Source organism: Proteus vulgaris (assembly GCF_033708015.1).
In the GTDB taxonomy this organism is placed as follows: Bacteria; Pseudomonadota; Gammaproteobacteria; order Enterobacterales; family Enterobacteriaceae; genus Proteus.
On the sequence record NZ_CP137920.1, the window covers coordinates 415,306 to 441,343 of the forward strand.

Below are 26,038 nucleotides of genomic sequence, written 5' to 3' on the forward strand. Positions count from 1 at the left end.
ATTAATGCCGTTAATAAATAAAGAGTAATAAATTGCGTACAATGTGCGATGTTAGATACGATTAATCTTAATTTTTAAATATTCTCACAGAGTCTGTGTGGGATCTGTTTAAAATAAGCATAGATGCATAGATAAAGAAAGGTATGATGCGCGAATTTAACATAATAAATTTCTTTATCATTGGGTAGATTTTCCTTTTATAAGGGAAAGATGGCAGGTTTTCAGGATAAAAATAGGCATGTAAGGGTAACATGGAAATTTTCTTTACTATTTTAATTTTAATACTGGTGGTTTCAGTTTCGGGAGTTATCACAAAGTTAATTCCCTTTCGTGTTCCGTTACCATTAATACAGATCGTGATAGGGGCTTTATTGGCATGGCCTCAGTTTGGTTTACATGTCACTTTTGATCCTGAATTGTTCCTCGTTCTATTGATCCCGCCTTTACTTTTTGTTGATGGTTGGAAAACACCGACACGAGAATTTATCCAAAATGGGCGTGAGATTTTTATTCTTGTGCTTGTTTTAGTTATGGTGACAGTTGTTGGCATCGGTTATCTAATTTATTGGATGATGCCAAGTATCCCTCTTATTTCAGCATTCGCATTGGCAGCCGTACTTTCGCCAACAGATGCGGTTGCGCTCTCATCTATTGTTGGTAAAGGGCGAATACCTAAGCGAATAATGGGTATCTTAGAGGGTGAAGCCTTAATGAATGATGCATCGGGTCTAGTTGCCTTGAAATTTGCGGTTGCTGTGGCAATGGGAACGATGGTGTTTACTGTTGGTGGTGCAACCCTTGAATTCTTCAAAGTCGCTGTTGGAGGATTACTGGCAGGTATCGGTGTCACCTTAGTTTACAGTAAATCTTTACGGTTGATGAGTCGTTGGAGCGGAGACGATCCAGCGACACAAATCGTCTTTATGTTGCTGCTGCCTTTTGCTTCTTATCTTATTGCAGAACATATTGGCTTTTCAGGCATTTTAGCGGCGGTTGCTGCGGGTATGACTATCAGTAAATCAGGTGTTATCAGAAATGCACCTCTTGCGATGCGTTTACGTGCTGATAGCGTGTGGTCAATGCTTGAGTTTGTCTTTAATGGTCTTGTCTTTATTATGCTTGGCTTGCAACTTCCTATTATTTGGACAAGCTCTGTTATTCAAGCCGATCTCGACCCTGAAGTTGAAGTCTGGATGTTGTTTGCGGCAGTTTTCGTTATCTACTTTGCACTGTTGCTCTTGCGATTTACGTGGTTATGGCTAATGAAGAAAATGAGTCGGATCTTTATGAAAAAGCATCCTCTTGATTTCGCTAATTATACAACGCGTGAATTGTGGTTATCGTCATTCGCTGGTGTTCGTGGTGCTATCACGCTTGCCGGTGCGCTTTCTATTCCACTCTTTTTAACTGATGGCAGTACTTTCCCAGGGCGTTATCAAATTATCTTTATTGCAGCTGGTGTTATTTTATTGTCGATTTTAGTGGGGATTATTTCACTTCCTTTCCTATTAAAAGGTGTGAAGGCAACTGACAAAGAAGCCGATAAAAATGAAGTTCGCTATGCACGTAAAGTGATGGCAGAAGTGGCAATTGTGAGTCTGAATAAAATGGAAGAGCGCTTAGCTGCAAGTACTGAAGAGCAGTTAGATGCGGAAGAAATTAATGAAGTTGCTTCGCGTGTCACGGGGTATTTAAGACGCCGTACCGCAGATCAAGATGAAATGATCCATAACGCGTTAGAAGAAGATCTCGAAAGGCGTTTTCGTTTAACAGCACTACGCGCTGAGCGTGGTGAACTTTACCATCTAAGAGCGACGCGAAAAATCAGTAATGAAACGCTCCAATTATTGCTACATGAATTGGATTTAATGGAAGCGTTATTAGTAGAGAAAGATAGTTAATTATGTGGCTGCTCGTTATTACAACACTGTTATGGGCAGCCTCTTTTAGCCTGATTGGCGAGTATCTCGCGGGTCAGGTTGATAGCTGGCTTTCTGTTTTGATCCGCGTTTCTTTGGCCGCGTTGGTTTTTTTACCCTTTTTACGTTGGAAAGGCATTCGCTTTAGGGTCATTGTGCTTTATATGCTGGTGGGGGCTTGCCAACTCGGTATTATGTATCTGTTTGTCTTCCATGCTTATAACTATTTAACCGTCGCAGAGTTTTTATTATTTACGGTATTAACACCACTTTACGTCACGTTAATTTATGATTTATTAGAACGTCAAAGGTTACGTTGGGGTTATGCCTTTAGTTCATTATTAGCCGTGTTAGGGGCTGCGATTATTCGTTATGACCATTTAAGTGATGATTTTTGGTATGGATTATTATTAGTACAATTGGCTAATATGTTCTTTGCTATGGGGCAGGTGGGTTATAAACGATTAATGGAAGTGCATCCTATCCCACAACATCATGCATTCTCTTGGTTTTATCTTGGTGCTGTTGCCGTTTCGCTGATTGGCGCATTGTGTTTTGCCGATTGGCAGAAAATACCAACGACATCGCTACAATGGGGTGTTTTATTCTGGTTAGGAATTGGCGCTTCTGGAATAGGGTATTTCATGTGGAACTATGGTGCCACACAAGTTGATGCTGGAACCTTAGCGATTATGAATAACATGATGGTTCCAGCGGGGTTATTAGTGAATTTTTCTATTTGGCAGCAACATCCAAATTGGCCAAGTTTCATCATAGGCGCAAGCCTGATTGTTGCATCACTTTGGATCCACCGACGCTGGATACGCCGACCTGCTTTACAAAAGGAAGATTGTTAACAGCATGTTGGCCTGATAAACGAATAAACTCTCGAATTGCTGGTTGATGTTGCTCTCCACTGCGGTTAGCTGCATATAACCGGCTCCATAATCCCTCACCTAATGTTTTTGTCACAACTAATCCTTGTTTTTCAAAATTCTCAACCGCCCAATGAGGTAATGCAGCAATCCCCATACCAGCAGCAACCATTTGAATTAGCAACAATGTGTTATCGACATGTTTAAAATGAGGAGTGATCCCCGCAGGTTGTAAGAAATGACGCCATACATCAAAGCGCTCTCTTTGTACGGGATAAATAAATAAGGTTTCTGCAATTAAATCCTGTGGCTGAATATGTAAGCGATTGGCAAGAGGATGCTCTGGCGATAAAACTAATTTCACTTCATAGTCAAATAACGGGGTGTAGTGCAAACGCGCGTCATCTAAGATATCTGAGGTGAGTACGACATCTAATTCACGTTGTAATAATGCAGGTTGTGGATCGAACGTAACACCCGAATGAAAATCAACAGTCACTTCAGGCCATGTTTGACGATATAGCTGTAAGGCAGGGGTTAACCATTGAATACAACTATGGCACTCAATAGCGATATTTAAATTTGAATTACCCGGCTCATTACACGCTTCAATGGCTCTACGAACGATAGGCAATACTTCCTCTGCTAATTTTACAAGGATTTCTCCTTGTGAAGTAAAGCGCAGGGGCTGACTTTTACGCACAAAAATTCGATAACCAAGGCGATGTTCTAATTCACTAAATTGATGTGAAAGAGCAGATTGCGTCTGATGTAATTGATTTGCGGCGTTAGCAAGCGAGCCTGTGTGCTTCAAAGCTAAGATCGTTTTTAAATGTTTTATTTCTATCATGAGAAACCTTCACGTTGTTGATGAAAAATTTGCGCTTGTGATTTATACACTACCTGTAGATTATGGATGTGTAAACATCTAGACGGCTAAAAATAGGATTTTAATGATGACAATTCGCAATCACACACTCGGTTTCCCTCGTATTGGCTTAGATAGAGAGCTAAAAAAGGCGCAAGAAAACTATTGGGCAGGTAAGATTTCACAGGAAGAATTAGTGGCTGTGGGTAAAACACTTCGTGCTCGCCATTGGCAACAACAAGCAGATGCGGGTGTTGAATTATTACCCGTCGGTGATTTTGCTTGGTATGACCAAGTGTTAGGAACAAGCTTACTGTTAGGTAACGTACCGCCTCGTCACCGTAATGAAGAGGGTTCACTTGATCTTGATACTCTATTCAGAGTTGCGCGTGGTAGAGCGCCGTCAGGTAAATCAGTCGCCGCATCTGAAATGACGAAATGGTTTAATACGAACTATCACTATATCGTGCCTGAATTTCAACAAGGACAGTCATTTACCTTTGCATGGAAAGCGCTACTAGAAGAAGTTGATGAAGCATTAGCGCTAGGTCATAAAATAAAACCGGTTTTACTGGGTCCAGTAACTTACTTGTGGCTAGGTAAAGTAAAAGGTCCTGAGTTTGATAGATTAACGCTTCTAAAAGATATTTTACCTATCTATCAACAAGTTATTGCAGCATTAAAAGAAAGAGGTATTGAATGGGTGCAAATCGATGAGCCTGCATTGGTTCTGGATTTACCTGTTGAATGGCAAAATGCGTATCAAACAGCTTATCAAGCATTAACGGGACAAGTTAAATTACTGCTGACGACCTATTTTGATGGGATTTCTCATCATCTCGATATTATTAAATGCTTACCTGTTAACGGGCTTCATGTTGATATTTCTGCTGGTCAAGATGATTTGCAGCACTTACACCAAACATTACCCAAAGATTGGGTGCTGTCATTAGGTGCCATTAATGGTCGAAATGTTTGGAAAGCAGATTTAAGTGCACGTTATCAGCAAGTGCTCACGTTAAAAGATAAACGTCCTTTGTGGATCGGAACTTCCTGTTCATTACTGCATAGCCCAATTGATTTAAATGCAGAGACGAAACTTGATGAGGAAGTCAAAAGCTGGTTTGCTTTTGCAGTGCAAAAATGTGAAGAAGTGGCTTTGTTAGCTAAGGCATTGAATGCCCAAGACGGTGAGTATGATGAACAATTAACACAGTACAGTGCGCCAATTCGTCAACGTCAGCACTCTACTCGTGTACATAATGCCGCAGTTGAAGCTCGTTTACAGGCAATTGAAGCGCAAGACTGTGAAAGAAATTCACCTTATACTCAACGCGCAGAAGTACAACGTACTCGGTTTAATCTGCCATTATGGCCAACGACTACGATCGGCTCATTCCCACAAACAACAGAAATTCGTACTGTCCGTTTAGATTTTAAGAAAGGGCGTATCGATACCGCTGCCTATCGCACAAATATCAGTGAACATATTAAGCAAGCAATATTGGAGCAAGAAAACCTAGGTCTTGATGTATTAGTCCATGGCGAAGCAGAACGTAATGACATGGTGGAGTATTTTGGTGAGCATTTTGATGGGTATGTGTTTACACAAAATGGCTGGGTACAAAGTTATGGCTCACGTTGTGTAAAACCACCAGTAATTATCGGTGACATTAGTCGCCCAGCCCCTATTACCGTGGATTGGGCAACTTACGCGCAGTCGTTAACAGATAAGCCAGTCAAAGGTATGTTAACAGGACCTGTGACAATTTTATGTTGGTCGTTCCCTCGTGAAGATGTCACGCGTGAGACGATTGCAAAACAGATTGCGTTAGCACTGCGTGATGAAGTGGATGATTTACAAAAAGCAGGTATTGGTATTATTCAAATTGACGAACCCGCATTACGTGAAGGATTACCACTGCGTCGTAATGAATGGCAGGCTTACCTTGATTGGGCAGTCGATGCCTTTAAATTAAGTGCTGCTATTGCCGATGATGAAACACAAATCCACACGCATATGTGTTATTGCGAGTTTAATGACATTATGGATTCTATTGCAGCATTGGATGCAGATGTTATTACTATTGAAACTTCGCGTTCAGATATGGAGCTTTTAGAGGCTTTCGAACACTTTGATTATCCTAATGAAATTGGACCTGGTGTTTATGATATTCACTCACCTAATGTACCCAATGTGGAATGGATCGTCGGTTTATTAAGAAAAGCACAATCTCGAATTCCTGCGGCGCGTTTATGGGTGAATCCAGATTGTGGATTAAAAACACGAGGTTGGACTGAAACACGTGCTGCATTAGCGAATATGGTTGAAGCAGCTAAATATTTACGTCAAAACGTATAATAATATTTAAATAATATATTTTAGTAGCCTGTTATTTTGATGTTATCAATATAATAGGCTATTTTTTTCTTATTAATCAAAAATGATTATTAATAGGTAAATAAAAATAAGAGATAATCTTATTATTGATATTTTTTAATATTGTTATACTGCACAAAACTTAATTTTATGGATATAGATATTGTGCAAAATGGTATTCACCTGTCAGAAAAAATATTAAATGCATTTCCTACTCGAGCCTTAACATTATCTCCATTAAAAGGGGATGGTGGTTTATTCCGTACATTATTTTTAGTGATTGTCATGTTAGGGATGACAGTATTTAGTGCTTATCAAATTCCTAATGTTGTTTATGATTATCAAATTAGTAAAAATCCAGTGTTTATTAATGCCGATGTTGATGGCTCTTGTCGTTCAAAACTCTTTATTTTAACTAATTGTAGTGTTGACTTACGGTATGAGGGTAACGAGGTTTCACGTAATTTTACTTTTCTTGATTTTGGCAATAAAGATATATTGGTTGAACCCGTCGCGGATGGAAACGATCTGACTAAAATGACCGTTGATGTGGCAATTGATAATATTTGGTTACGCCTGATTAGTGCATTCGTTTTTACTGCATTATTTGCTTTTTGTGTGTTCTTTTTTATTTATCGTCAAATGATCAGCAATAAAGTTAAAAAAGCATTGCTTTCGGTAGGAACCAAGCCTTTAAAATTAACGGCAATTCCCGCTAAAGTTGTTGTCAGTAATAAACAATTTATTGCTACCTATAAAACGAATGTTGCCGGAAAAGAGACTTCAATTACTTATTCAGGTAATAAGAAAACGCCACCAATTACATTAGAAATGGAAGGTAAAACTTATGTTTTGGCGGTGTATGAGCCCCAACAAAGTATTCCTTATGTATTAGATGTTCCTTTAGCGCGAATTCAAGCAACAGAAGAAGAAAAACAACGTTTTCATGAGGCATTGATTGAGGAAGGTATTCTCTAATTACGCTTTAATGCGGTGATTAGGTCATTGATTATAGCGATAAAGATGGCTATTGCGCTTGATTGAATAAGATACAATAGAGCCCTAGCCATCGATCAATCTATTGATTAGCCACCAAAGATTTTTGCTTTAAGCATATCCATACCGGCACTCATTAAATCTAACTCTTTGGGAATAACACCTTCAGGGGTGAGTTTATCAACCAATTTTGGCAAATAATGTGCTGCCATATCAGAGGCTTCGGCGGTATTCATATTTATCTTTGCAGCCAATTCATTAATCACTGGGGATGAAAAAACCTGTACGATCTGCTCTGCATTAATGGGTAAATTACTGCCTGTGCCAATCCAAGATTGGATCAAATCGCTTAATCCCGCACTGTTAAACTGTTTAACCAAGCCTTCAATTCCCCCTTGGGTTTCTACCCATTCGAGTACTGTTTTGAATTGATTAATTTTCTCACCACCCAACAGGCTTGCGATTTGGTTAAATAAGCTCATGCTTGCTCCGATAACTATTAACGTAGTATTACGTTATACTGAGATGTTAATTTTAAAGGCGAGTAGTGTACGTGAAGTCATTATTTTCATCTATACTCAAGTGATATTTATCCGACTAAGTAAGAAGAGAAAGAAGGATTTTATTACTCCAGTCACGATACCGAGAATGTTGCCACAGTGTAGCTATTCGATATTCCTGTTTGTGATAACTGTCACATTTTTATGAAATTGTTACTTTTTTTGGTGCCTTGTGAGTGATTATGATCACTAAAAAGGTCTGGAAAACTGATACAGTAACTTTTAATTTAATGATCATTGGTTTTGTCCCATTGAGGAGTCCGATATGTCTGATGTATTTCACTTAGGTTTAACCAAAAATGACCTACAGGGTGCCACTTTAGCAATTGTTCCAGGTGATCCTAAGCGTGTTGAAAAAATTGCAAAATTAATGGATAACCCAGTTCATCTGGCTTCTTTACGTGAATACACGTCATGGCGTGGTGAAATTGATGGCAAAGCTGTCATTGTTTGCTCAACAGGTATTGGTGGCCCATCTACCTCTATCGCGGTTGAAGAATTAGCACAGTTAGGTATTCGCACTTTCTTGCGTATTGGTACAACGGGTGCAATTCAAGAGCATATCAATGTAGGTGATATTCTTGTGACGACTGCTGCGGTTCGTTTAGATGGCGCAAGTTTACATTTCGCACCAATGGAATTCCCTGCGGTTTCTGATTTTGAATGTATGAACGCACTGTACAAAGCCGCTAAAGACAATGGCTCAACTGTACACGTAGGGGTTACTGCATCTTCCGATACATTCTACCCAGGGCAAGAACGTTACGACACCTATACTGGTCGCGTTGTTCGCCGTTTCAAAGGCTCGATGAAAGAGTGGCAAGAAATGGGCGTAATGAACTATGAAATGGAGTCAGCCACATTATTGACAATGTGTGCAAGCCAAGGTTTACGTGCGGGTATGGTTGCAGGTGTTATCGTAAACCGTACTCAGCAAGAGATCCCAGATGCAGAATTACTGAAGAAAACTGAAAATAATGCGTTAGGTATCGTTATTGAAGCCGCGCGTATTTTAATGAAATAAGTTTTTTTTAATCAAATATAAAAGCCTTTAATACCTTGGTATTAAGGGCTTTTTTGTATGGTAATTCATCAAGTCAATGTGTTAACAGTCGCTGATTTCTGTTAAGGTCTTTGAAGTCTTAACAATACAACAATGAGAAGAGGCATTATGACTGATATCTTACAAGCACATCCTTCTGTGTTGCCTTTAGTCGGCGGAATTAACTTTCGTGATTTAGGCGGTAAAAAATTGAGTAACGGTGGTATTATTAAACCTGGAATGCTCTTTCGCTCTGGTTCACTTGATCGATTAACCAATACAGACCAATCTCTGCTCATTGATAAAAATCTTTTTCAAATCATTGATTATCGTGATACTGGCGAAATCGTTGATAAACCAGACCGTGTCTGGGACGGTGCGCAATATTATCATGCCCCTGCAAACCCACTATCTAAAGAAGTTTCTGCAAACCTTGAAAAACTGACACCTGAAATACTTGAGCAATTTGATGCAAAAGCCTTTATGTTTCAGTTATATAGATTATTACCTATTAATAATCCTGCCTATAAACAATTAGCTATGTTATTAAAGCAACCAGATAAAGGGGGGATTGTGCAACACTGTGCGGTAGGTAAAGACAGAACAGGTGTTGGTTCTGCTTTAGTGCTATTTGCGCTTGGTGCATCTTTAGATATGGTGATGGAAGATTATCTGCTTACCAATGAAACATTAGCCCCTTATCGCGCTTATCTTTTAGAAGAACATGCCAAAACAATGAGTGATACCATTGTTGATAAATTTGCCTATGTTTATTCAGTACAAGAAGAGTTTCTGCAAACAGCATTGGCGAGTATTAATCAGCATTACGGTAATGTGGATACGTGGCTAGAAAAAGATATCGGTTTAGATGCTTCTAGCCGAGATGCCTTACAAAATTATTTTCTTGAATAATAAAGTGATTTATATTCGGTTAATCAAAGTCTTTTATTTTACTTAGGTTAACCGAATTTAAGGTCTCTATTTTGACAGTACAAGACATTATTCATACCATCACTCTCTTTGTAAAAGAGCACGAAATCTGGGCTATTCCGATCGTGTTCTTTCTTGCTTTTGGTGAATCACTCGCGTTTATCTCTTTGCTGATCCCAGCCACGGTTATTTTATTGGGATTAGGTGCCTTAATTGGTGAGAGTGGTCTGTTTTTCTGGCCGATTTGGCTTGCTGCTGCGTTAGGCGCTTTCTTTGGTGATTGGATCTCGTACTGGATAGGGTTTCACTATAAAGAGGGTGTGAAAAATTTGTGGCCAATTTCACGTTCGCCACAAACATTAGTTAGAGGTCATCAATTCTTTAATCGTTGGGGAATTTGGGGCGTGTTTATTGGACGATTTTTTGGTCCTTTCCGTGCAATTGTCCCGTTAGTGGCCGGTATTTGTGCGATGCCACAACGTTATTTTCAAATTGCTAATTTAACATCAGCCATGATTTGGGCATTTGGTATTTTGGCGCCCGGTGCTTTTGGTTTGCAATGGCTTGCGAAATGGATGGGATAACTGCGTCCTTTATCGCAAATCAAGTCATGATGTAAATTGTTACTAGACAATATTGCCTATGCGTTTTAACGTAGCCCGCTGGAAAGTAAAAAGGTCACTTTAGTGGATATTCAGTTGTTATATGGGATCATTGGTTTATTAGGTGGCGTACTTGTTGGTGGCGCGCTGGTTTGGTGGTCTATCCAACAACGTTTATCTGATAAAGAAGCGATGCTACGTGAAAATCATACACAGCTTGCTATTGCACAAGAAAAAGCGGCGATTATTCCCTCTCTACAACAACATATAGAACAGCTTGAGCAAGAACTACGTTCTCAAAGAGAAATTATAACTTCTCAGGAAGCTGAATTAAGAGAAGTGACAACACGTTGGGAAGAAAGTCGGTTATCTGCAGAAGAAAAACAGCGATTATTAATTAATAGTGAGCAACGACTTGCAACACAGTTTGAGAATTTAGCTAATCGTATTTTCGAACAGAGTGGGCGTAAAGCCGAAGAATTAAATCGCCAAGGATTAACACATTTACTTTCACCATTTCGTGAACAACTCGAAAGCTTTCGGCGACAAGTTCAAGATGGTTTTGGGCAAGAAGCCAGAGAGCGACATACCTTGGTTCATGAAATTCGTCAGCTCCAACAATTGAATGTAAAAATGGCACAAGAAGCCGTTAATTTAACCAATGCCCTAAAAGGGGATAATAAAGTTCAAGGTAACTGGGGCGAAACGGTACTTGCGCGTATATTAGAGTCTTCAGGATTACGTGAAGGCCATGAGTTTGAAACACAGGTAAGTATTCGTCATGAAAATGGTAGTCGTTATCAGCCTGATGTGATTGTGCATCTACCTCATGGTAGAGATGTTATTATCGACGCTAAAATGTCGCTGGTGGCATATGAAAAGTATTTTAGTAGTGATAATGATAATGAACGTAAACAAGCGCTTTATGCGCATGTGAACTCAATTAAAACGCATATTAAAGGATTGAGTGTAAAAGATTATCATAAACTACCAGGTGTAACGTCATTAGACTATGTTTTAATGTTTATACCTATTGAGCCCGCTTATCTTGTTGCAATTGGGCATTCTCCAGACTTGCTAGAAGAAGCATTAAAAAACAATATTATGTTAGTTGGGCCATCTACTTTACTTGTTGCTTTGCGTACAATAGCCGCATTGTGGCGTTATGAATATCAAAGCCAAAATGCGCAAGAAATTGCAGACAGAGCGGCTAAAATGTATGACAAATTAAGACTTTTCGTTGATGATATGCAAGGACTTGGACATAGTATTCAAAAAGCGCAGTCTGGCTATCTATTAGCGATGAAAAAACTCTCTGAAGGTCGTGGAAACCTTATCAGTCAAGCGGAAAGCTTTAAATCCTTAGGGGTTGAGATAAAAAAAACGATTGATAATGATCTCATCGAAAAATCAGCATCTGATTGATTTGATAAAATAAAGAGATACAAACCTCTAAAAACGACCAGTACTGAATTTACTAAATTTTGATTAATTAGCGGGCAAATAATATGACTCAACAAACTAAGGAAACAACAGATTTTGGTTTCCAAACCGTTGACAAAGATGATAAACAAACCATGGTTGCAAGGGTTTTTCACTCTGTCGCGTCTAAGTATGATTTAATGAATGACTTAATGTCTTTCGGTGTTCATCGTATTTGGAAACGTTATACCATTGAAGCAAGCGGTGTAAGACGTAACCAACGTGTTCTTGATCTTGCGGGGGGAACAGGTGATTTAACCGCTAAATTCTCTCGTCTCGTGGGCGAAAATGGGGAAGTTGTTTTAGCGGATATCAATGACTCAATGTTAAAAATGGGGCGTGAAAAGCTACGCGATCACGGTATTGTGGGTAATGTTAACTATGTACAGGCGAATGCTGAAGAGTTACCTTTCCCTGATAACCATTTTGATTGTATCACTATCTCTTTTGGCTTACGCAATGTGACCGATAAAGCAAAAGCGCTACGTTCAATGTTTCGTGTATTAAAGCCAGGTGGACGTCTGCTGGTGCTGGAATTCTCTAAACCTGTTCTTGAGCCTTTAAGCAAGATTTATGATGCTTACTCTTTCCATATTCTACCGAGAATTGGTCAAGTGATTGTGAATGATGCTGATAGTTACCGTTATTTAACGGAGTCAATTCGTATGCATCCAGACCAAGAAACATTAAAAGGTATGATGGAAGAAGCTGGATTTGATCAAGTTACCTATACCAATATGACTGGAGGTATAGTTGCATTACACAAAGGATTTAAATTCTGAGATGGAAAAAGCCACTTTTTCTCATGATATTGCTTCTCAAGTTCTGTATCCGTTGCTAACAGCATCAATGGAGACAGCACTTAATCACGTTTTATATCAGGAAAATGTGCTTAAACCTGCCCGCAATCGCCTTGCGGGCAAAGTGTTGGCGCTTTCTATCAATGAGTTTCCTCGTTCCATCTACTTAGTCTTTAGCGAGCAACAAGTTGATGTATTAAGCCAGTGGGATGATGAAACTGATTGTTTGATAAAAACAAAACTATTAACGCTGATTAAGCTTCGTGACCGTCAAAAAATGTCAGAACTCATCAATCGTGGTGATATCATAATTGATGGTGATATGCAGGTTATTCAAAATTGGTCTGCATTATTAGATATGGCGCAATGGGATCCCGCACAATATTTAGCACCTTATATTGGTGATATAGCGGCGCAAAGCTTGACTGTTGTTGCAGGAAAGGGTGTTCAGTTGTTTTCTTCCCTTTTAAGTCACCAAAAAGAGTATTTACGTGACACATTAATTGAAGAGTGGAAAACTGCGCCTAGTGCATTAGAAACAGTCCATTTTTATGATGAAATAGAAGAACTTGCACAGCAAACCGCCGAACTAGAAAAACGGTTAGGCACATTGGAGAAAAAATAATGCTCCTTAGTGAGTTAAAGCGCCTCTATCATATTATTCAGGTATTTTTATCTTATGGGCTTGATGAGTTAATTCCTAAACATCGGATTACTTTACCTGCAAGATTAGGATGCCGAGCACTGTTTTGGATCAAAAATAAACATCCAGAAAAACCATTAGGTGAACGCTTACGACTCGCATTGCAAACATTAGGTCCTGTTTGGATTAAATTAGGCCAAATGTTATCAACTCGACGTGATCTTTTCCCTCCTCAAATCGCTGATCAGCTCGCTTTATTGCAAGATAAAGTTGCTCCTTTTGATGGTAAGAAAGCACGACAATATATTGAAACTTCATTCGGTGGCCCTATCGATCAATGGTTTGATGACTTTGATGAAACGCCTCTCGCTTCCGCTTCTATTGCACAGGTTCACACTGCAAAATTAAAAGAAAACGGCAAAGAAGTAGTACTCAAGGTTATTCGCCCCGATATTCAACCGGTGATCAAAGCGGATATCCGTTTGATGTATCGTTTGGCAAATCTATTACCGTTTTTACCTGATGGCCGCCGTTTACGACCCAAAGAGGTGATCCGCGAATACGAAAAAACATTACTTGATGAGCTAAATTTACTGCGTGAAGCTGCAAATGCGATTCAACTACGCCGTAATTTTGAAAATAGCTCTATGTTGTATATTCCAGAAGTGTATTCAGATTATTGTCATGAAAACGTGATGGTCATGGAGCGTATTTATGGTATCCCGGTTTCTGATATTGAAGCGTTGAATGCACAAAAGACGAATATGAAGCTTCTTGCTGAGCGTGGCGTAAAAGTTTTTTTCACTCAGGTATTTAGAGACAGCTTTTTCCATGCTGATATGCATCCTGGTAATGTGTTTATTAGCTATGATCACCCTGAGAATCCCTATTATATCGGTATTGATTGCGGTATCGTTGGCTCATTAAATAAAGAAGATAAACGCTATTTGGCTGAAAACTTCTTAGCTTTCTTTAACCGTGATTATCGAAAAGTTGCAGAATTACATGTTGATTCAGGCTGGGTGCCAGCCGATACCAATGTGGAAGATTTTGAATTTGCAATCCGCACTGTATGTGAACCGATTTTTGAAAAACCACTTTCTGAGATCTCATTTGGGCATGTGCTACTTAATCTTTTCAATACAGCGCGTCGCTTCAATATGGAAGTACAACCACAGTTAGTTTTACTTCAAAAAACATTGCTTTATGTTGAAGGGCTTGGACGCCAGTTATATCCACAATTGGATTTATGGAAAACGGCAAAACCTTTCTTAGAAGATTGGTTGCATAGTCAAATTGGTATTACGGCATTAGTGAATGGCATAAAGAGCAAAGCGCCTTACTGGATTGAAAAAATGCCAGAGATACCAGAGTTGGTTTATGATAGTCTGAAGCAACATAAAAATATGAAGTTAACGCTAGATAAATTGACGGAACAAATAGGTTCACAAAGAGTCAAACAGAGACAGTCTCTATTTTTATTGGGTATAGGTACAACACTGTTTTTATGCGGTAGCCTGTTTTTTGTTTCTGGTTTTAAAACATTATTTAGTGTTTTTATCAGTTTAGGTCTTCTTGCATGGATTTTGGGTTGGTTTAGATCTGGTAATGCACAATAAAAACACATCAAAGTTTGTCTTTGAGCAAGTTAAAAGATGAATTCGAGATTCCCGAAAATTGAATTCGTTGTATATAATGGGCACTGTTATTAAGTATAACCCCGAAAATAGTTGAGGAACATAAAATGGGCGGTATTAGCATTTGGCAATTACTCATCATCGCTGTCATCGTTGTCTTATTATTTGGTACAAATAAACTGCGCTCATTGGGCTCAGATTTAGGTGCATCAGTAAAAGGCTTTAAAAAAGCGATTGGTGATGAAGCCGCAGATAAAGACACCAACAACGCTGAAAAAACAAATAACGACGCAGATTTTGATACTAAAAATTTAGCGCAGAAGACTTCAACAGAAGAGAAGTCTACAACTGAGAGCAAAAACAAAGAGCAGGTGTAAACCGTGTTTGACATTGGTTTTAGTCAGCTGCTACTGGTCATGGTGATTGGTCTTGTTTTTCTGGGGCCAGAACGTTTGCCCGTAGCAGTAAAAACAATTGCTGGCTGGGTAAGGGCGCTACGCTCTTTGGCTGCGAATGTACAAAATGAACTGACTCAAGAACTAAAACTTCAAGAACTTCAAGAGAGCTTGAAAAAAGTTGAAGAGAAAGCGAATTTGCAAACATTATCGCCAGAGCTGAAAGCGTCTATGGATGAGTTAAAAGAGGCTGCACAGTCTTTAAAACAAACTTATCAAGCACCTACAACGCCAGACTCCACGAAAGAGCAGTCTGTAAAAACCGACTCTACGGAACCTTCACCCTCTGATTTAGCCGCACTTGCTGAAGCTGATGAAGTTAATGATGATGCTAATCGCCATAAACCTGTGGCAGACAGTGTTACAAAGACAGAAGTTCCTGTTACTCAGCCAGTAACAATAGAGAAAAAAACAACTGATCAGGTCAATGGTGAGCATTAAAACATGGCAGTAAATGATACCCAACCGCTGATCAGCCATTTAATAGAATTACGCAAGCGTTTGATGTATAGCTTGGTGTCAGTTCTTGTGGTTTTTTTAGCGCTGGTTTATTTTTCTAACGATATCTATCAATTAGTCTCGGCTCCATTACTTGAAAAGTTGCCACAAGGGTCAAATATGAGTGCGACGGATGTTGCCTCTACATTTTTGACTCCGATTAAATTGACAATCATGGTATCCGTTTTTGCTTCTGTACCTGTCATTCTTTATCAGGTATGGGCTTTCATCGCACCAGCATTGTATAAACACGAACGCCGCTTAATGCTGCCATTACTTGTTTCAAGTACAGTATTATTCTATCTCGGTATGGCGTTTGCTTATTTTGTTGTGTTTCCTCTCGCGTTTGGTTTCTTTGTTAATACAACCCCTGAAGGGGTTAATTTCATTCCAGATATCAGTAAATATTTAAGTTTCGTCATGACGCTATTTATGGCGTTTGGTGCCGCTTTTGAAGTACCAATTGCGATTATTTTACTGTGCTGGAGTGGTGTAACAACACCTGATGCGTTAAAGAAAAAACGTCCTTATATTCTTGTGGGTGCCTTTGTCGTTGGTATGGTATTGACACCACCAGATGTTTTTTCTCAAACCTTATTAGCAATACCTATGTACTTACTGTTTGAAATCGGTGTCATGGTATCGCGCTTCTATGTAGGTAAGGGAAGAAGAACAGAGGATGAAGAAGCTGAGGATGCAGAAACAGAAGCAGAACAGCAAAAATAATTTTAGGGACACACTCCTGAAATAATATGATATTAACCCAGCGATAGCTGGGTTAACTTTTTCTAACGTGGCTCTTTTTTAAATTCTCTATTACTTACCGATTTTTTCACTTCGCTGTTTAAGATATTTAAAAGCAAAATTGAGCGAGCATCGCCATCTGGCTCTTGATAGATGGCTTGTATTCCTTGGAAAATACCTTCTGTAATTAACACGCTATCACCACTATGAGGTACATTCTCTTCACTATAAGTGAGAGAAGAAAGCTGAGGTATTTGTAGTGTATCAATCACATCTTGAGGAACAGTGACAGGATATTGCCCAAACCGTACAAACGAGTTTACTCCACGCGTTGAGTTAATGGTCGTGGTATGGATCACTTCAGGATCAAATTCGATAAAAAGGTAATTAGGAAAAAGCGGTTCTGTTACGGTAGTGCGCTTTCCTCTTAATACTTTTTCTAGGGTAACCATTGGTGTAAAACAGCCCACTTGCTGACGTTCTAAGTGTTCGATAGCTCGAGAAATTTGACCTCGTTTGCAATACAGCAAGTACCAATTTTTCATAATAGAGACAATAGGTTAGTTAAATTTAATTTAAGCGATGATAGCAAATTTATCATTAAGGTAACAGCTATCTATCAGGGATTAAATAAAAAATAGAGTAACGTAGTTTTATACTGAAAAAAGAACAGAAAAGCTGTGCTTATACGCAATAAAAGAGCTTGTTTTTGTTACTTTTAATTGGATCTCGGATAGAGGTAACAAGTTGACAAAAAAGTAATGGTAAAAACAAGAAAAAGCTCTCAAGATAATTATCTTAGAATTTTGCTCATAATTATAAAGAGGTTCTGTAATGGAAGTTTTTTTATTAAGTAACGGAAAAATTGCCGGGGATCCACGTTGGTTAAGCTATGCAAAAGATAATATCGATAGCATGATTAAAAAGCGCGGTATTCGTTCTGCTGTATTAATTGCTTATGCTGTTATTCGCTCCGATCATGATCAACGTGCTCGTGATTTATCAGACGTATTAGGTATTGAAGTGACTTGTATTGAACATTTTGATTCAGAAGTTGATGCAATCAATAATGCAGAATGTATTTTAGTCAGCGGTGGTAATACTTGGTTATTAAACCAAATGCTACACGAGAAAGGATTAGTTGTTCCAATTCAACGCGCAGTACGTGAGCGTAATATTCCATATATTGGTTGGAGTGCTGGTTGTAACGTCGCAACACCAACAATTCGTACCACTAATGATATGCCAGTACGTTCCTCGGTTATTATGCCTTCATTAGGCCTATTTCCTGTTCAAATCAACCCACATTACATTGATGCTTCTATCAGTGGTCATATGGGTGAAACTCGCGATGAACGTATTGCAGAGTTTTGTGCAATTAACCCTGAAGAGATTGTTGTAGCTATCCGTGAAGGGAGCTACTTATATATTCAAGGTGAAGAATTACATTATTACAGTGCTAAAAATGAAGGTTTTAAAATCTTCCAACATGGAAAAACATTCCCTGAACAGTTTGATACTAAATTGCTTTCAGAGTGGGTTCCATTCCGCTGTTTATAAGTATAGTGAACGCAACTAAATAAAAAGCATTGCATTTTAGTGAGTTATGCGTTTAGCTTATAGCGTCTCAAAGAGGGCATTAGCCCTCTTTTCTTTCACTCACTGGCTCGTAAGATTATGATGAAATACCGCGATTTAAGAGATTTTCTTTCATTATTAGAAGAAAAAGGTGAATTAAAACGTATCACCTATGAAATAGATCCCTACCTTGAAATGACCGAAATAGCGGACCGAACTTTACGTGCCGGTGGGCCAGCGCTGTTGTTTGAAAACCCTAAAGGGTATGATATGCCCGTGCTTTGTAACTTATTTGGTACACCAGAACGTGTGGCGATGGGAATGGGGCAAGATGATGTTAAAGCTTTACACGAAGTTGGAAAGTTATTAGCTTTTCTAAAAGAGCCTGACCCTCCGAAAGGCTTTCGTGATCTTTTTGATAAGTTACCTAAGTTTAAGCAAGTGTTAAATATGCCAACAAAACGCTTGAGTAAAGCCCCTTGTCAGGAGGTGGTTTTAACAGGTGATGATGTTGATTTAACGAAGATCCCTGTTATGCATTGTTGGCCTGAAGATGCAGCACCGCTGATTACTTGGGGGTTAACAGTGACCCGAGGCCCATTGAAAGAGCGCCAAAATCTGGGTATTTACCGCCAGCAAGTGCTAGGTAAAAACAAAGTGATTATGCGCTGGTTATCGCATCGTGGTGGAGCGTTAGATTTTCAAGAGTGGTGCCAAAAACATCCCGGTGAACGATTCCCTGTTTCCGTAGCATTAGGAGCCGATCCAGCCACTATCTTAGGCGCTGTAACACCTGTACCAGATACCTTATCTGAATATGCATTCGCTGGCTTATTACGAGGTAATAAATCAGAAGTTGTAAAATGTCTTTCAAATGATCTTGAAGTGCCTGCAAGCGCTGAGATTATCCTTGAAGGTTACATTGAACCCGGCGAATTAGCCCCAGAAGGGCCATATGGTGATCACACAGGATATTATAATGAGATTGACGCTTTCCCTGTGTTTACCATTACGCATTTAACGCGCCGTAAAGATGCCATTTATCATTCAACATATACAGGTCGCCCACCTGATGAGCCCGCAGTATTAGGTGTTGCGTTGAATGAAGTCCTTGTCCCGATATTACAAAAACAGTTTCCTGAAATTGTTGATTTTTATCTACCTCCTGAAGGGTGTTCTTACCGTTTAGCTGTTGTGACAATGAAGAAACAGTATGCGGGTCATGCAAAACGCGTCATGATGGGGGTTTGGTCTTATCTACGGCAATTTATGTACACCAAATTTGTGATTGTTTGCGATGATGATGTCAATGCAAGAGATTGGAAAGATGTCATTTGGGCAATCACGACCAGAATGGATCCTGCGAGAGATACCATTATGATGGAAAATACGCCTATTGATTATCTCGACTTCGCTTCACCTGTTTCAGGATTAGGATCAAAAATGGGTCTTGATGCGACTAACAAATGGCCAGGTGAGACAGATAGAGAATGGGGTAGACCTATTGTGATGTCTGATGACGTTAAGCAACGAGTCGATACTATTTGGGAACAGCTCGATATTCTTAAATAATAACAGAGGAACAACATGGCAATACTGAATTGTAAAGTCTCACTTGTTGAGCCGATGACAGATACGGTTTATCGGGTGAGATTATTACCTGATGGCGAATTTGATTTTCAGGCTGGGCAATATCTTTTAGCCGTTATGGATGAACGTGATAAGCGTCCTTTTTCTATTGCATCTATACCTGAAAACAAAGACTTTATTGAACTTCATATTGGTGCGTCTGAACTCAATCTTTATGCGATGGCAGTGCTTGATGTGATCTTAGAAAAACAGCAGCTTACCATTGATATTCCTCATGGGAATGCGTGGTTTAAAAAAGAGAGTCAACGTCCTCTATTATTAATTGCTGGCGGTACAGGATTTTCTTATACCCACTCAATTTTATTGGCCGCATTAGCTGAAAATCCACAGCGACCAATTACGATTTATTGGGGGGGAAGAGAGCGCGTTCACCTCTATGATCTTAATGAATTACAAGAATTGTCAGAATTACATCCATCTTTAACGGTTGTTCCTGTGGTCGAGCAACCCGATGAGACTTGGCGAGGCCGAAAAGGGACGGTATTAACGGCAATAAGCGAAGATTTTGGTGATTTATCAGAATATGATATTTACATCGCAGGACGTTTTGAGATGGCTAAAATCGCTAGAGATCGTTTTTGTAATGAACGCAATGCAGATAAAACACGCCTATTTAGCGATGCTTTTGAATTTATCTGATAAAACGAGAGTACTCTGCTATTTGCTAATTATTTCTTTTTAAACCATAAAAAAAACCCGCCCCTGACGGCGGGAAAATGGTTTCTAACCATGCAATCGAAAAGAATGCTTTTCTAATAATAGAACGTGGATACATAGAATACGTATTAAACACGTTCTATAATCGTTGCAATACCTTGCCCTAATCCAATACACATTGTGGCTAAGCCAAATTGTGCATCTTTACGCTCCATAATATTCAATAGCGTAGTGGTTATTCTGGCACCAGAACAACCTAATGGATGCCCAAGTGCAATAGCACCCCCATTAAGGTTGATTTTGTCATCAATACTATCGAGTAAATTCATTTTTTTCATGCAGGCTAATGACTGCGCAGCAAAAGCTTCATTTAGCTCAAAAACATCAATATCACCTAATGTTAATCCTGCTTTTTTCAACGCAATTTCTGTTGCGGGAACAGGACCATAACCCATAATAGCGGGATCACATCCGGTCACAGACATCGCCCGAATAACGGCGCGAGGCGTTAAATTGTGCTCTTTAGCGTAACGTTCGCTGGTGATAAACATGGCGGATGCACCATCAGAAACTGCAGATGAATTGCCTGCCGTTACGGAGCCTGTCGCAGGATCAAACACCGGTTTAAGCTGTGCTAACTCTTCAAGGCTAGGGTTATAACGAATAACTTCATCATTTTTGACATTGATAAAATTACCTATTGCATCATGACCATTAATAGCCACTATCTCATTATCAAAATAGCCTTGTTGTGTCGCAATTGCGGCTAAATGATGTGAGCGATAAGCAAATTTATCTTGCTCTTCACGTGAAATTTGGAATGATTTTGCGAGCATTTCTGCTGTTAATCCCATTGAAAATGAGGCTTTAGCAACAGAAAGATTAAGTGATGGATTAAAATCTGCATTATAAGTCATCGGTACGTGACCCATATGTTCAACACCACCGATTAATGCTACTTGGCTATCACCTAGCATAATTTGGCGTGCACCATCGTGTAATGCTTGCATTGATGAACCACATAGCCGATTAACAGTCACGGCTGGAACCTTGTGTGGAAGTTCAGCCAATAAAGCCGCATTACGAGCAATATTAAAACCTTGCTCTAAAGTTTGTTGCACACAACCCCAAATGACATCACCAATATCATTGGGATTAATATTCGGATTACGTGTGAGTAGTGCTTGCATCAATTGTGCAGAGAGATTTTCCGCTCTGACATGGCGAAATGCACCACCTTTTGAGCGTCCCATCGGAGTACGAATACCATCAATTATGACCACCTTTTCCATTTCATATCTCCTTAAGCGAGTTCTCTGATGTTAACATCTACTTTTGCGGGCTTTGGATAATAGGTTTCGTTGCGTTGTGCTTTCTGTTTTAAGCTTTCAGGAATTTGATAAAGAGGTCCTAATGATGCGTATTGTTGCGCATCTGCCACAAATTGCGCTAATCCGATGGTATCAAGGTAACGGAATACACCACCGCGGAAAGGAGGGAATCCTAAACCATAAACTAACGCAATATCGGCTTCAGCAGGTGAAGCAATAATACCTTCATCTAAACAACGAATAACTTCATTGATCATTGGGATCATCATGCGAGCAATAATTGCGTCTTGGCTAAACTCTTGTGTTTTACCTGCATTCTGTTGAATAAGCATTTGAATTTGATCATCCACAGACTTCTGTTTTTTACCCCGTTTATCAACAGAGTAATTATAGAAACCATGATTATTTTTCTGACCATATCGCTGTTGTTCATATAAAAGCGCAATAGCATCTCGCTCAATCGCCCCCATTCTGTCAGGAAAACCTTGAGCCATTACGGCTTGAGCGTGATTTGCCGTATCAATACCAACAACATCAAGTAGGTACGCAGGTCCCATCGGCCAGCCAAATACCTTTTCCATCACTTTATCAACAGTAATAAAATCAGCTCCATCTCTTAGTAATAGAGAAAATCCTGCAAAATAAGGAAAGAGAACGCGGTTTACAAAGAAGCCGGGACAATCATTAACAATAATCGGTGTTTTTCCCATTTTGCTGGCGTAACTGACTATACGATTAATCGTTTCTTCACTCGTTTTTTCGCCTTTAATGATTTCAACTAACGGCATTCGATGAACAGGATTAAAGAAGTGCATCCCACAGAAATTTTCAGGACGTTTTAAGGATTTCGCAAGTAATGAAATAGGGATGGTTGATGTATTGGAAGCAAGGATTGCGTTATCTGTTAATTGTGATTCTGTTTCTGCTAGTACAGTTGCTTTGACTTTTGGATTTTCAACAACCGCTTCGACAACAACATCCGTCCCACTGACAGAAGCGTAATTCAAGGTTGGTTGAATAGAGGCGAGTGTTTTCGCCATATCTACGGCACTCATTCGGCCTTTTTCTTGGCGTTTTTGCAGTAGGCTTAACGCTTCATTCATACCCAGCTCAAGGGCTTTCTGGTTAATATCCTTCATGACAACAGGAATACCTTTTAAGGCAGACTGGTAGGATATGCCACCTCCCATGATCCCTGCACCCAATACAGCCGCCTGTTTAGGCAATTCGGCATGACGTTTTTTTGTGATATTTTTGACGTACTGATCATTAAGGAAAATACCGACTAAGGCTTTTGCAACATCAGTGCGTGTCAGTTTAACAAAATTTTCAGTTTCGAGAGCCAGTGCTTCATCTCTATTTAGGAAGGCTGATTTTTCAATCGTTTTTACGGCAGTGATAGGTGCTGGATAGTGAGGACCTGCTACTTTCATCACCATACCTTTAGCCACATTGAAAGACATTTTATGCTCAAGCTCTGTCAGTCTTAATGGTGCTAATTTGGGACGACGTGCCGCTTTCCAATCAATTTTACCTTCAATTGCTTGTTCGATTAATGAAATAGCACTCTCTTTTAAATTTTCTAGAGGAACAATTGCTTGGATTAATCCATTTTGAAGAGCTGTTTGAGCATTAACATCTTTGCCCGCAGTAATAATTTCTAATGCGTTATCAACACCTATCAAACGAGGAAGACGCACTGAACCGCCAAAGCCTGGCATGATCCCAAGTTTTGTTTCTGGTAAACCGATACGTAAATCAGGAGAAGCAATACGAAAATCGGTAGCAAGTACGCACTCACAACCACCGCCTAGCGCATAGCCATTGATAGCCGAAACGGTAGGAACAGGCAAATCTTCAAGTCGGCTAAAAATCTGATTAGAGAAATGTAGCCACTGAGTTAATTCTTCTTCAGGGGCATCAAAAAGGGATAAAAACTCGGTAATATCAGCACCGACAATAAAAGCTGGTTTTTCGGAACGCAAGATAACACCTTTTAGGTCTGGTGTTGCTTCTAATACGGTTAAAGCTTCACTTAGCATTGCAACCGTTTTGGTATCTAATTTATTAATAGAACCTTTGGCGTTAAAAATGAGTTCAACAATACCTTGTTTCACCCAATCGGCTTGAATATTTTCGCTTTGATAGAGCATTTGTATTCTCCCTAAATGTATAGACTGGTATGACCAGATAATAAGAGTGTGAATACTATGTTAAATAAATGCAAATATTTGATTAAGAAACTGCAAGGGTGATCACAGTGAAATTATTCAACTTATTGAATTCTATATTGTTGCTCAGTTTGATAAAAAGAGAGGAGATAAATCGGCAATAATCTATTTTGTTATGGGGTTAGCCACTAAAAGAGTTGGCGTGTTAAGCTGAATCATCAATAATGAATAAGATAAGGTAATTAATAATGGAAAAATTGCTCTCTCTGTACCAAGAACATATCAAAACTTTACAAAATCGTACGCGTGATGCTTTATCCAGACACCATCTTGATTCTGTATTAATCCATTCAGGTGAACCTATCCGTATTTTCCTTGATGATAGTGATTACCCTTTTAAAGTGAATGCGCATTTTAAAGCATGGGTACCTGTAACAGATGTACCACATTGTTGGTTATTAGCGGATGGCGTTAATAAACCTAAATTATGGTTCTATTCCCCAGTTGATTATTGGCACAGTGTTGAAGCTTTACCAAGTAGCTATTGGACTCATGAAATTGAGTTAATTCATCTCAAGAATATTGATGATATTCAAAAAGAACTAGCACCTTATATTAATAAAAATACCGCTTATATTGGTCCAAATACACAGCGAGCCGAATCATTAGGTGTGAATATTGATAATATCAACAATCAATCTCTTCTTAATTATTATCATTACTATCGTGCCTATAAAACAGGCTATGAATTAGCTTGTATGCGTGAAGCACAAAAAATGGCTGTCAACGGACATATTGCTGCTCGTGAAGCTTTCCAAGCCGAATTAAGTGAGTTTGATATTAATATGGCGTATTTAATGGCTACGGGTCATCGAGATATCGATGTTCCTTACGGTAATATTGTTGCCTTAAATGAACATGCTTCTGTGTTGCATTACACAAAATTAGATCATGAATCACCGGATGAATATCGTAGTTTCCTTATTGATGCGGGCGCAGAGTATAATGGCTATGCAGCAGATATTACTCGTACTTATAGTGCCAAAGAAAATCATGAATTTACTTCGTTAGTTAAAGATATGAATGATGCACAACAAGCGCTGATTGCAACAATGAAAGCTGGCGTGCGTTATACTGAATACCATGTTCAAATGCATCAACGTATTGCTGGGTTACTTAATAAGTACGAGCTCGTTAAAGGTGTGAGTGAAGAAGAAATGGTGAACGCTGGGTTAACGACACCATTTTTACCTCATGGCTTAGGGCATGCTTTAGGTCTACAAGTTCATGATGCAGCTGGATTTATGCAAGATGATAAAGGAACCCATTTAGCAGCTCCTGCAATGTACCCATTCTTACGTTGTACACGTATTGTTGAGCCGGGTATGGTATTAACTATTGAACCGGGATTTTACTTTATCGACTCTTTGTTAGCGCCTTGGAAAGAAGGGAAATACAGTACTCATTTCAATTGGAAGCTTATTGAGCATTTCAAACCATTTGGTGGTATTCGTATTGAAGATAATATTATTATCCACGATAACAAAATTGAAAATATGACCAGAGACTTACACTTAGCCTGATGAAAGCGTATTTGATCCCCGCTGAAACCGTAGAATTCAGTGAAGAAATAAAGAAAAGTCGTTTTATTACATTTATTGCTCACACTGAAGGTATTGATGCAGCAAAAGATTATATCCAGTCTATCAAAGCGCAATTTCCTGATGCCCGACACCACTGTTGGGCTTTTGTTGCAGGAAGGCCCGATGACTCACAACAATTAGGTTTTTCTGATGATGGTGAGCCAACAGGTACCGCGGGAAAACCTATTCTTGCACCTCTTTTAGGAAGTGGAATGGGAGAAGTTACCGCCGTAGTTGTTCGGTATTTCGGGGGGATCAAATTAGGAACTGGTGGGTTAGTGAGAGCTTATGGCAGTGGCGTTCAACAAGCTTTAAAGCTTTTGCCAACCAAAACGAAAGTGCCTCAGTTACGTTTTAGTGTAGCGTGTGAATATTCACTTGTTTCATTACTTGAACAAGTCATTGAACAATATCATGGGCAAGTACTTTCAAGTGAATATACTGATAAAGTCACTTTTATACTATCATTGCCTGCTGTGCATAGTGGTGAAGTAGAAGTTAAACTACGAGATATAAGTCGTGGCAGTATGCAATTAATCCCGTTAGATAAAAATGAATAATCTTTGCTACCAAGGAA

General features: G+C 39.2%; 24 protein-coding genes. 19 read left to right on the plus strand and 5 right to left on the minus strand.

From position 1 onward, the window contains the following. Positions 1–251 precede the first annotated feature (251 nt). Positions 252–1,901, plus strand: a complete 1,650-nt coding sequence (locus SB028_RS02150; protein WP_069368064.1) for a Na+/H+ antiporter — start codon at positions 252–254, stop codon at positions 1,899–1,901. Between the two features lie 2 nt (positions 1,902–1,903). Beyond that, on the plus strand, positions 1,904–2,776 hold the full coding sequence (locus SB028_RS02155) for a carboxylate/amino acid/amine transporter (protein WP_069368063.1): 873 nt from the start codon (positions 1,904–1,906) through the stop codon (positions 2,774–2,776). Here the strand turns inward: SB028_RS02155 and metR are convergent. After that, the gene (gene metR / locus SB028_RS02160; protein WP_069368062.1) at positions 2,691–3,644 is read right to left on the minus strand and encodes an HTH-type transcriptional regulator MetR; all 954 of its coding nucleotides are present in this window, start codon (positions 3,642–3,644) and stop codon (positions 2,691–2,693) included. The genes SB028_RS02155 and metR overlap by 86 nt on opposite strands. A gap of 106 nt (positions 3,645–3,750) precedes the next feature. Here metR and metE point away from each other — a divergent pair, with 106 nt between their 5' ends. Then, positions 3,751–6,024 carry a 5-methyltetrahydropteroyltriglutamate--homocysteine S-methyltransferase gene (metE, locus tag SB028_RS02165; protein ID WP_069368061.1) on the plus strand — a complete coding sequence of 758 codons (2,274 nt, stop codon included), beginning with the start codon at positions 3,751–3,753 and terminating at the stop codon, positions 6,022–6,024. A gap of 168 nt (positions 6,025–6,192) precedes the next feature. Next, on the plus strand, positions 6,193–7,020 hold the full coding sequence (locus tag SB028_RS02170; protein WP_069368098.1) for a hypothetical protein: 828 nt from the start codon (positions 6,193–6,195) through the stop codon (positions 7,018–7,020). A 107-nt stretch (positions 7,021–7,127) separates the two neighbouring features. Here the strand turns inward: SB028_RS02170 and SB028_RS02175 are convergent, their stop codons facing one another. Next, positions 7,128–7,520: a YidB family protein gene (locus tag SB028_RS02175; protein ID WP_069368060.1), complete on the minus strand. Its 393-nt coding sequence runs from the start codon at positions 7,518–7,520 to the stop codon at positions 7,128–7,130. Positions 7,521–7,863: 343 nt separating this feature from the next. On the opposite strand from SB028_RS02175, the gene udp reads away from it, so the two are divergent. The 10 genes from udp to tatC all read left to right on the plus strand — a co-directional run bounded on the left by udp (position 7,864) and on the right by tatC (position 16,413). Further along, positions 7,864–8,622 carry a uridine phosphorylase gene (gene udp, locus SB028_RS02180; protein WP_023583501.1) on the plus strand — a complete coding sequence of 253 codons (759 nt, stop codon included), beginning with the start codon at positions 7,864–7,866 and terminating at the stop codon, positions 8,620–8,622. Positions 8,623–8,769: 147 nt separating this feature from the next. Then, positions 8,770–9,552, plus strand: coding sequence for a tyrosine-protein phosphatase (locus SB028_RS02185; protein WP_069368059.1), 783 nt, complete (start codon positions 8,770–8,772; stop codon positions 9,550–9,552). 71 nt (positions 9,553–9,623) lie between these two features. Further along, a complete protein-coding gene (locus SB028_RS02190; protein WP_069368058.1) occupies positions 9,624–10,154 on the plus strand; it encodes a DedA family protein in 531 nt (176 codons plus the stop codon). A gap of 102 nt (positions 10,155–10,256) precedes the next feature. Continuing rightward, positions 10,257–11,597 carry a DNA recombination protein RmuC gene (gene rmuC, locus SB028_RS02195; RefSeq protein WP_069368057.1) on the plus strand — a complete coding sequence of 447 codons (1,341 nt, stop codon included), beginning with the start codon at positions 10,257–10,259 and terminating at the stop codon, positions 11,595–11,597. A gap of 83 nt (positions 11,598–11,680) precedes the next feature. Beyond that, positions 11,681–12,436 (plus strand): bifunctional demethylmenaquinone methyltransferase/2-methoxy-6-polyprenyl-1,4-benzoquinol methylase UbiE, encoded by a 756-nt coding sequence (gene ubiE, locus SB028_RS02200; protein ID WP_069368056.1) that lies wholly within the window; start codon positions 11,681–11,683, stop codon positions 12,434–12,436. Between the two features lies 1 nt (position 12,437). Next, positions 12,438–13,079 (plus strand): SCP2 domain-containing protein, encoded by a 642-nt coding sequence (locus SB028_RS02205; protein ID WP_069368055.1) that lies wholly within the window; start codon positions 12,438–12,440, stop codon positions 13,077–13,079. Then, positions 13,079–14,716 carry a ubiquinone biosynthesis regulatory protein kinase UbiB gene (gene ubiB / locus SB028_RS02210; protein WP_069368054.1) on the plus strand — a complete coding sequence of 546 codons (1,638 nt, stop codon included), beginning with the start codon at positions 13,079–13,081 and terminating at the stop codon, positions 14,714–14,716. The genes SB028_RS02205 and ubiB overlap by 1 nt, the downstream gene beginning before the upstream one ends. Positions 14,717–14,841: 125 nt before the next feature. Then, positions 14,842–15,111, plus strand: a complete 270-nt coding sequence (tatA, locus tag SB028_RS02215; RefSeq protein ID WP_069368053.1) for a twin-arginine translocase TatA/TatE family subunit — start codon at positions 14,842–14,844, stop codon at positions 15,109–15,111. 3 nt (positions 15,112–15,114) lie between these two features. After that, the gene (tatB, locus tag SB028_RS02220) at positions 15,115–15,630 is read left to right on the plus strand and encodes a Sec-independent protein translocase protein TatB (RefSeq protein ID WP_069368052.1); all 516 of its coding nucleotides are present in this window, start codon (positions 15,115–15,117) and stop codon (positions 15,628–15,630) included. A gap of 3 nt (positions 15,631–15,633) precedes the next feature. After that, entirely contained in the window at positions 15,634–16,413 is a 780-nt protein-coding gene (gene tatC, locus SB028_RS02225; protein WP_069368051.1) for a Sec-independent protein translocase subunit TatC, read from the plus strand. 62 nt (positions 16,414–16,475) lie between these two features. Here the strand turns inward: tatC and rfaH are convergent, their stop codons facing one another. Beyond that, on the minus strand, positions 16,476–16,976 hold the full coding sequence (gene rfaH, locus SB028_RS02230; RefSeq protein ID WP_069368050.1) for a transcription/translation regulatory transformer protein RfaH: 501 nt from the start codon (positions 16,974–16,976) through the stop codon (positions 16,476–16,478). A 289-nt stretch (positions 16,977–17,265) separates the two neighbouring features. Between rfaH and pepE the strand changes: the two genes are divergently transcribed. From pepE to fre, 3 genes are all read left to right on the plus strand, one after another. Next, entirely contained in the window at positions 17,266–17,991 is a 726-nt protein-coding gene (gene pepE, locus SB028_RS02235; protein ID WP_069368049.1) for a dipeptidase PepE, read from the plus strand. A gap of 120 nt (positions 17,992–18,111) precedes the next feature. Then, positions 18,112–19,581, plus strand: a complete 1,470-nt coding sequence (ubiD, locus tag SB028_RS02240) for a 4-hydroxy-3-polyprenylbenzoate decarboxylase (protein WP_069368048.1) — start codon at positions 18,112–18,114, stop codon at positions 19,579–19,581. Between the two features lie 15 nt (positions 19,582–19,596). Then, positions 19,597–20,298 (plus strand): NAD(P)H-flavin reductase, encoded by a 702-nt coding sequence (gene fre / locus SB028_RS02245; RefSeq protein WP_069368047.1) that lies wholly within the window; start codon positions 19,597–19,599, stop codon positions 20,296–20,298. A gap of 146 nt (positions 20,299–20,444) precedes the next feature. Here the strand turns inward: fre and fadA are convergent, their stop codons facing one another. Next, positions 20,445–21,608 carry an acetyl-CoA C-acyltransferase FadA gene (gene fadA / locus SB028_RS02250; RefSeq protein WP_069368046.1) on the minus strand — a complete coding sequence of 388 codons (1,164 nt, stop codon included), beginning with the start codon at positions 21,606–21,608 and terminating at the stop codon, positions 20,445–20,447. An 11-nt stretch (positions 21,609–21,619) separates the two neighbouring features. Beyond that, complete coding sequence (gene fadB, locus SB028_RS02255) at positions 21,620–23,800, minus strand: fatty acid oxidation complex subunit alpha FadB (protein ID WP_069368045.1); 2,181 nt, start codon at positions 23,798–23,800, stop codon at positions 21,620–21,622. Positions 23,801–24,066: 266 nt separating this feature from the next. Between fadB and pepQ the strand changes: the two genes are divergently transcribed. Together pepQ and SB028_RS02265 are read left to right on the plus strand one after the other, a co-directional pair. Then, positions 24,067–25,401: a Xaa-Pro dipeptidase gene (pepQ, locus tag SB028_RS02260; RefSeq protein ID WP_069368044.1), complete on the plus strand. Its 1,335-nt coding sequence runs from the start codon at positions 24,067–24,069 to the stop codon at positions 25,399–25,401. Next, complete coding sequence (locus SB028_RS02265) at positions 25,401–26,021, plus strand: IMPACT family protein (RefSeq protein WP_069368043.1); 621 nt, start codon at positions 25,401–25,403, stop codon at positions 26,019–26,021. The genes pepQ and SB028_RS02265 overlap by 1 nt, the downstream gene beginning before the upstream one ends. The last annotated feature ends 17 nt before the right edge of the window (positions 26,022–26,038 follow it).

What these genes read in the sequence shown, in the direction of transcription:
- SB028_RS02150 (WP_069368064.1), top strand. Translation starts at nt 252, where the DNA reads ATGGAAATTTTCTTTACTATTTTAATTTTAATACTGGTGGTTTCAGTT.
- SB028_RS02155 (WP_069368063.1), top strand. Translation starts at nt 1,904, where the DNA reads ATGTGGCTGCTCGTTATTACAACACTGTTATGGGCAGCCTCTTTTAGC.
- metR (WP_069368062.1), bottom strand. Translation starts at nt 3,644, where the DNA reads ATGATAGAAATAAAACATTTAAAAACGATCTTAGCTTTGAAGCACACA.
- metE (WP_069368061.1), top strand. Translation starts at nt 3,751, where the DNA reads ATGACAATTCGCAATCACACACTCGGTTTCCCTCGTATTGGCTTAGAT.
- SB028_RS02170 (WP_069368098.1), top strand. Translation starts at nt 6,193, where the DNA reads ATGGATATAGATATTGTGCAAAATGGTATTCACCTGTCAGAAAAAATA.
- SB028_RS02175 (WP_069368060.1), bottom strand. Translation starts at nt 7,520, where the DNA reads ATGAGCTTATTTAACCAAATCGCAAGCCTGTTGGGTGGTGAGAAAATT.
- udp (WP_023583501.1), top strand. Translation starts at nt 7,864, where the DNA reads ATGTCTGATGTATTTCACTTAGGTTTAACCAAAAATGACCTACAGGGT.
- SB028_RS02185 (WP_069368059.1), top strand. Translation starts at nt 8,770, where the DNA reads ATGACTGATATCTTACAAGCACATCCTTCTGTGTTGCCTTTAGTCGGC.
- ubiE (WP_069368056.1), top strand. Translation starts at nt 11,681, where the DNA reads ATGACTCAACAAACTAAGGAAACAACAGATTTTGGTTTCCAAACCGTT.
- SB028_RS02205 (WP_069368055.1), top strand. Translation starts at nt 12,438, where the DNA reads ATGGAAAAAGCCACTTTTTCTCATGATATTGCTTCTCAAGTTCTGTAT.
- ubiB (WP_069368054.1), top strand. Translation starts at nt 13,079, where the DNA reads ATGCTCCTTAGTGAGTTAAAGCGCCTCTATCATATTATTCAGGTATTT.
- tatA (WP_069368053.1), top strand. Translation starts at nt 14,842, where the DNA reads ATGGGCGGTATTAGCATTTGGCAATTACTCATCATCGCTGTCATCGTT.
- tatC (WP_069368051.1), top strand. Translation starts at nt 15,634, where the DNA reads ATGGCAGTAAATGATACCCAACCGCTGATCAGCCATTTAATAGAATTA.
- rfaH (WP_069368050.1), bottom strand. Translation starts at nt 16,976, where the DNA reads ATGAAAAATTGGTACTTGCTGTATTGCAAACGAGGTCAAATTTCTCGA.
- pepE (WP_069368049.1), top strand. Translation starts at nt 17,266, where the DNA reads ATGGAAGTTTTTTTATTAAGTAACGGAAAAATTGCCGGGGATCCACGT.
- ubiD (WP_069368048.1), top strand. Translation starts at nt 18,112, where the DNA reads ATGAAATACCGCGATTTAAGAGATTTTCTTTCATTATTAGAAGAAAAA.
- fre (WP_069368047.1), top strand. Translation starts at nt 19,597, where the DNA reads ATGGCAATACTGAATTGTAAAGTCTCACTTGTTGAGCCGATGACAGAT.
- fadA (WP_069368046.1), bottom strand. Translation starts at nt 21,608, where the DNA reads ATGGAAAAGGTGGTCATAATTGATGGTATTCGTACTCCGATGGGACGC.
- fadB (WP_069368045.1), bottom strand. Translation starts at nt 23,800, where the DNA reads ATGCTCTATCAAAGCGAAAATATTCAAGCCGATTGGGTGAAACAAGGT.
- pepQ (WP_069368044.1), top strand. Translation starts at nt 24,067, where the DNA reads ATGGAAAAATTGCTCTCTCTGTACCAAGAACATATCAAAACTTTACAA.
- SB028_RS02265 (WP_069368043.1), top strand. Translation starts at nt 25,401, where the DNA reads ATGAAAGCGTATTTGATCCCCGCTGAAACCGTAGAATTCAGTGAAGAA.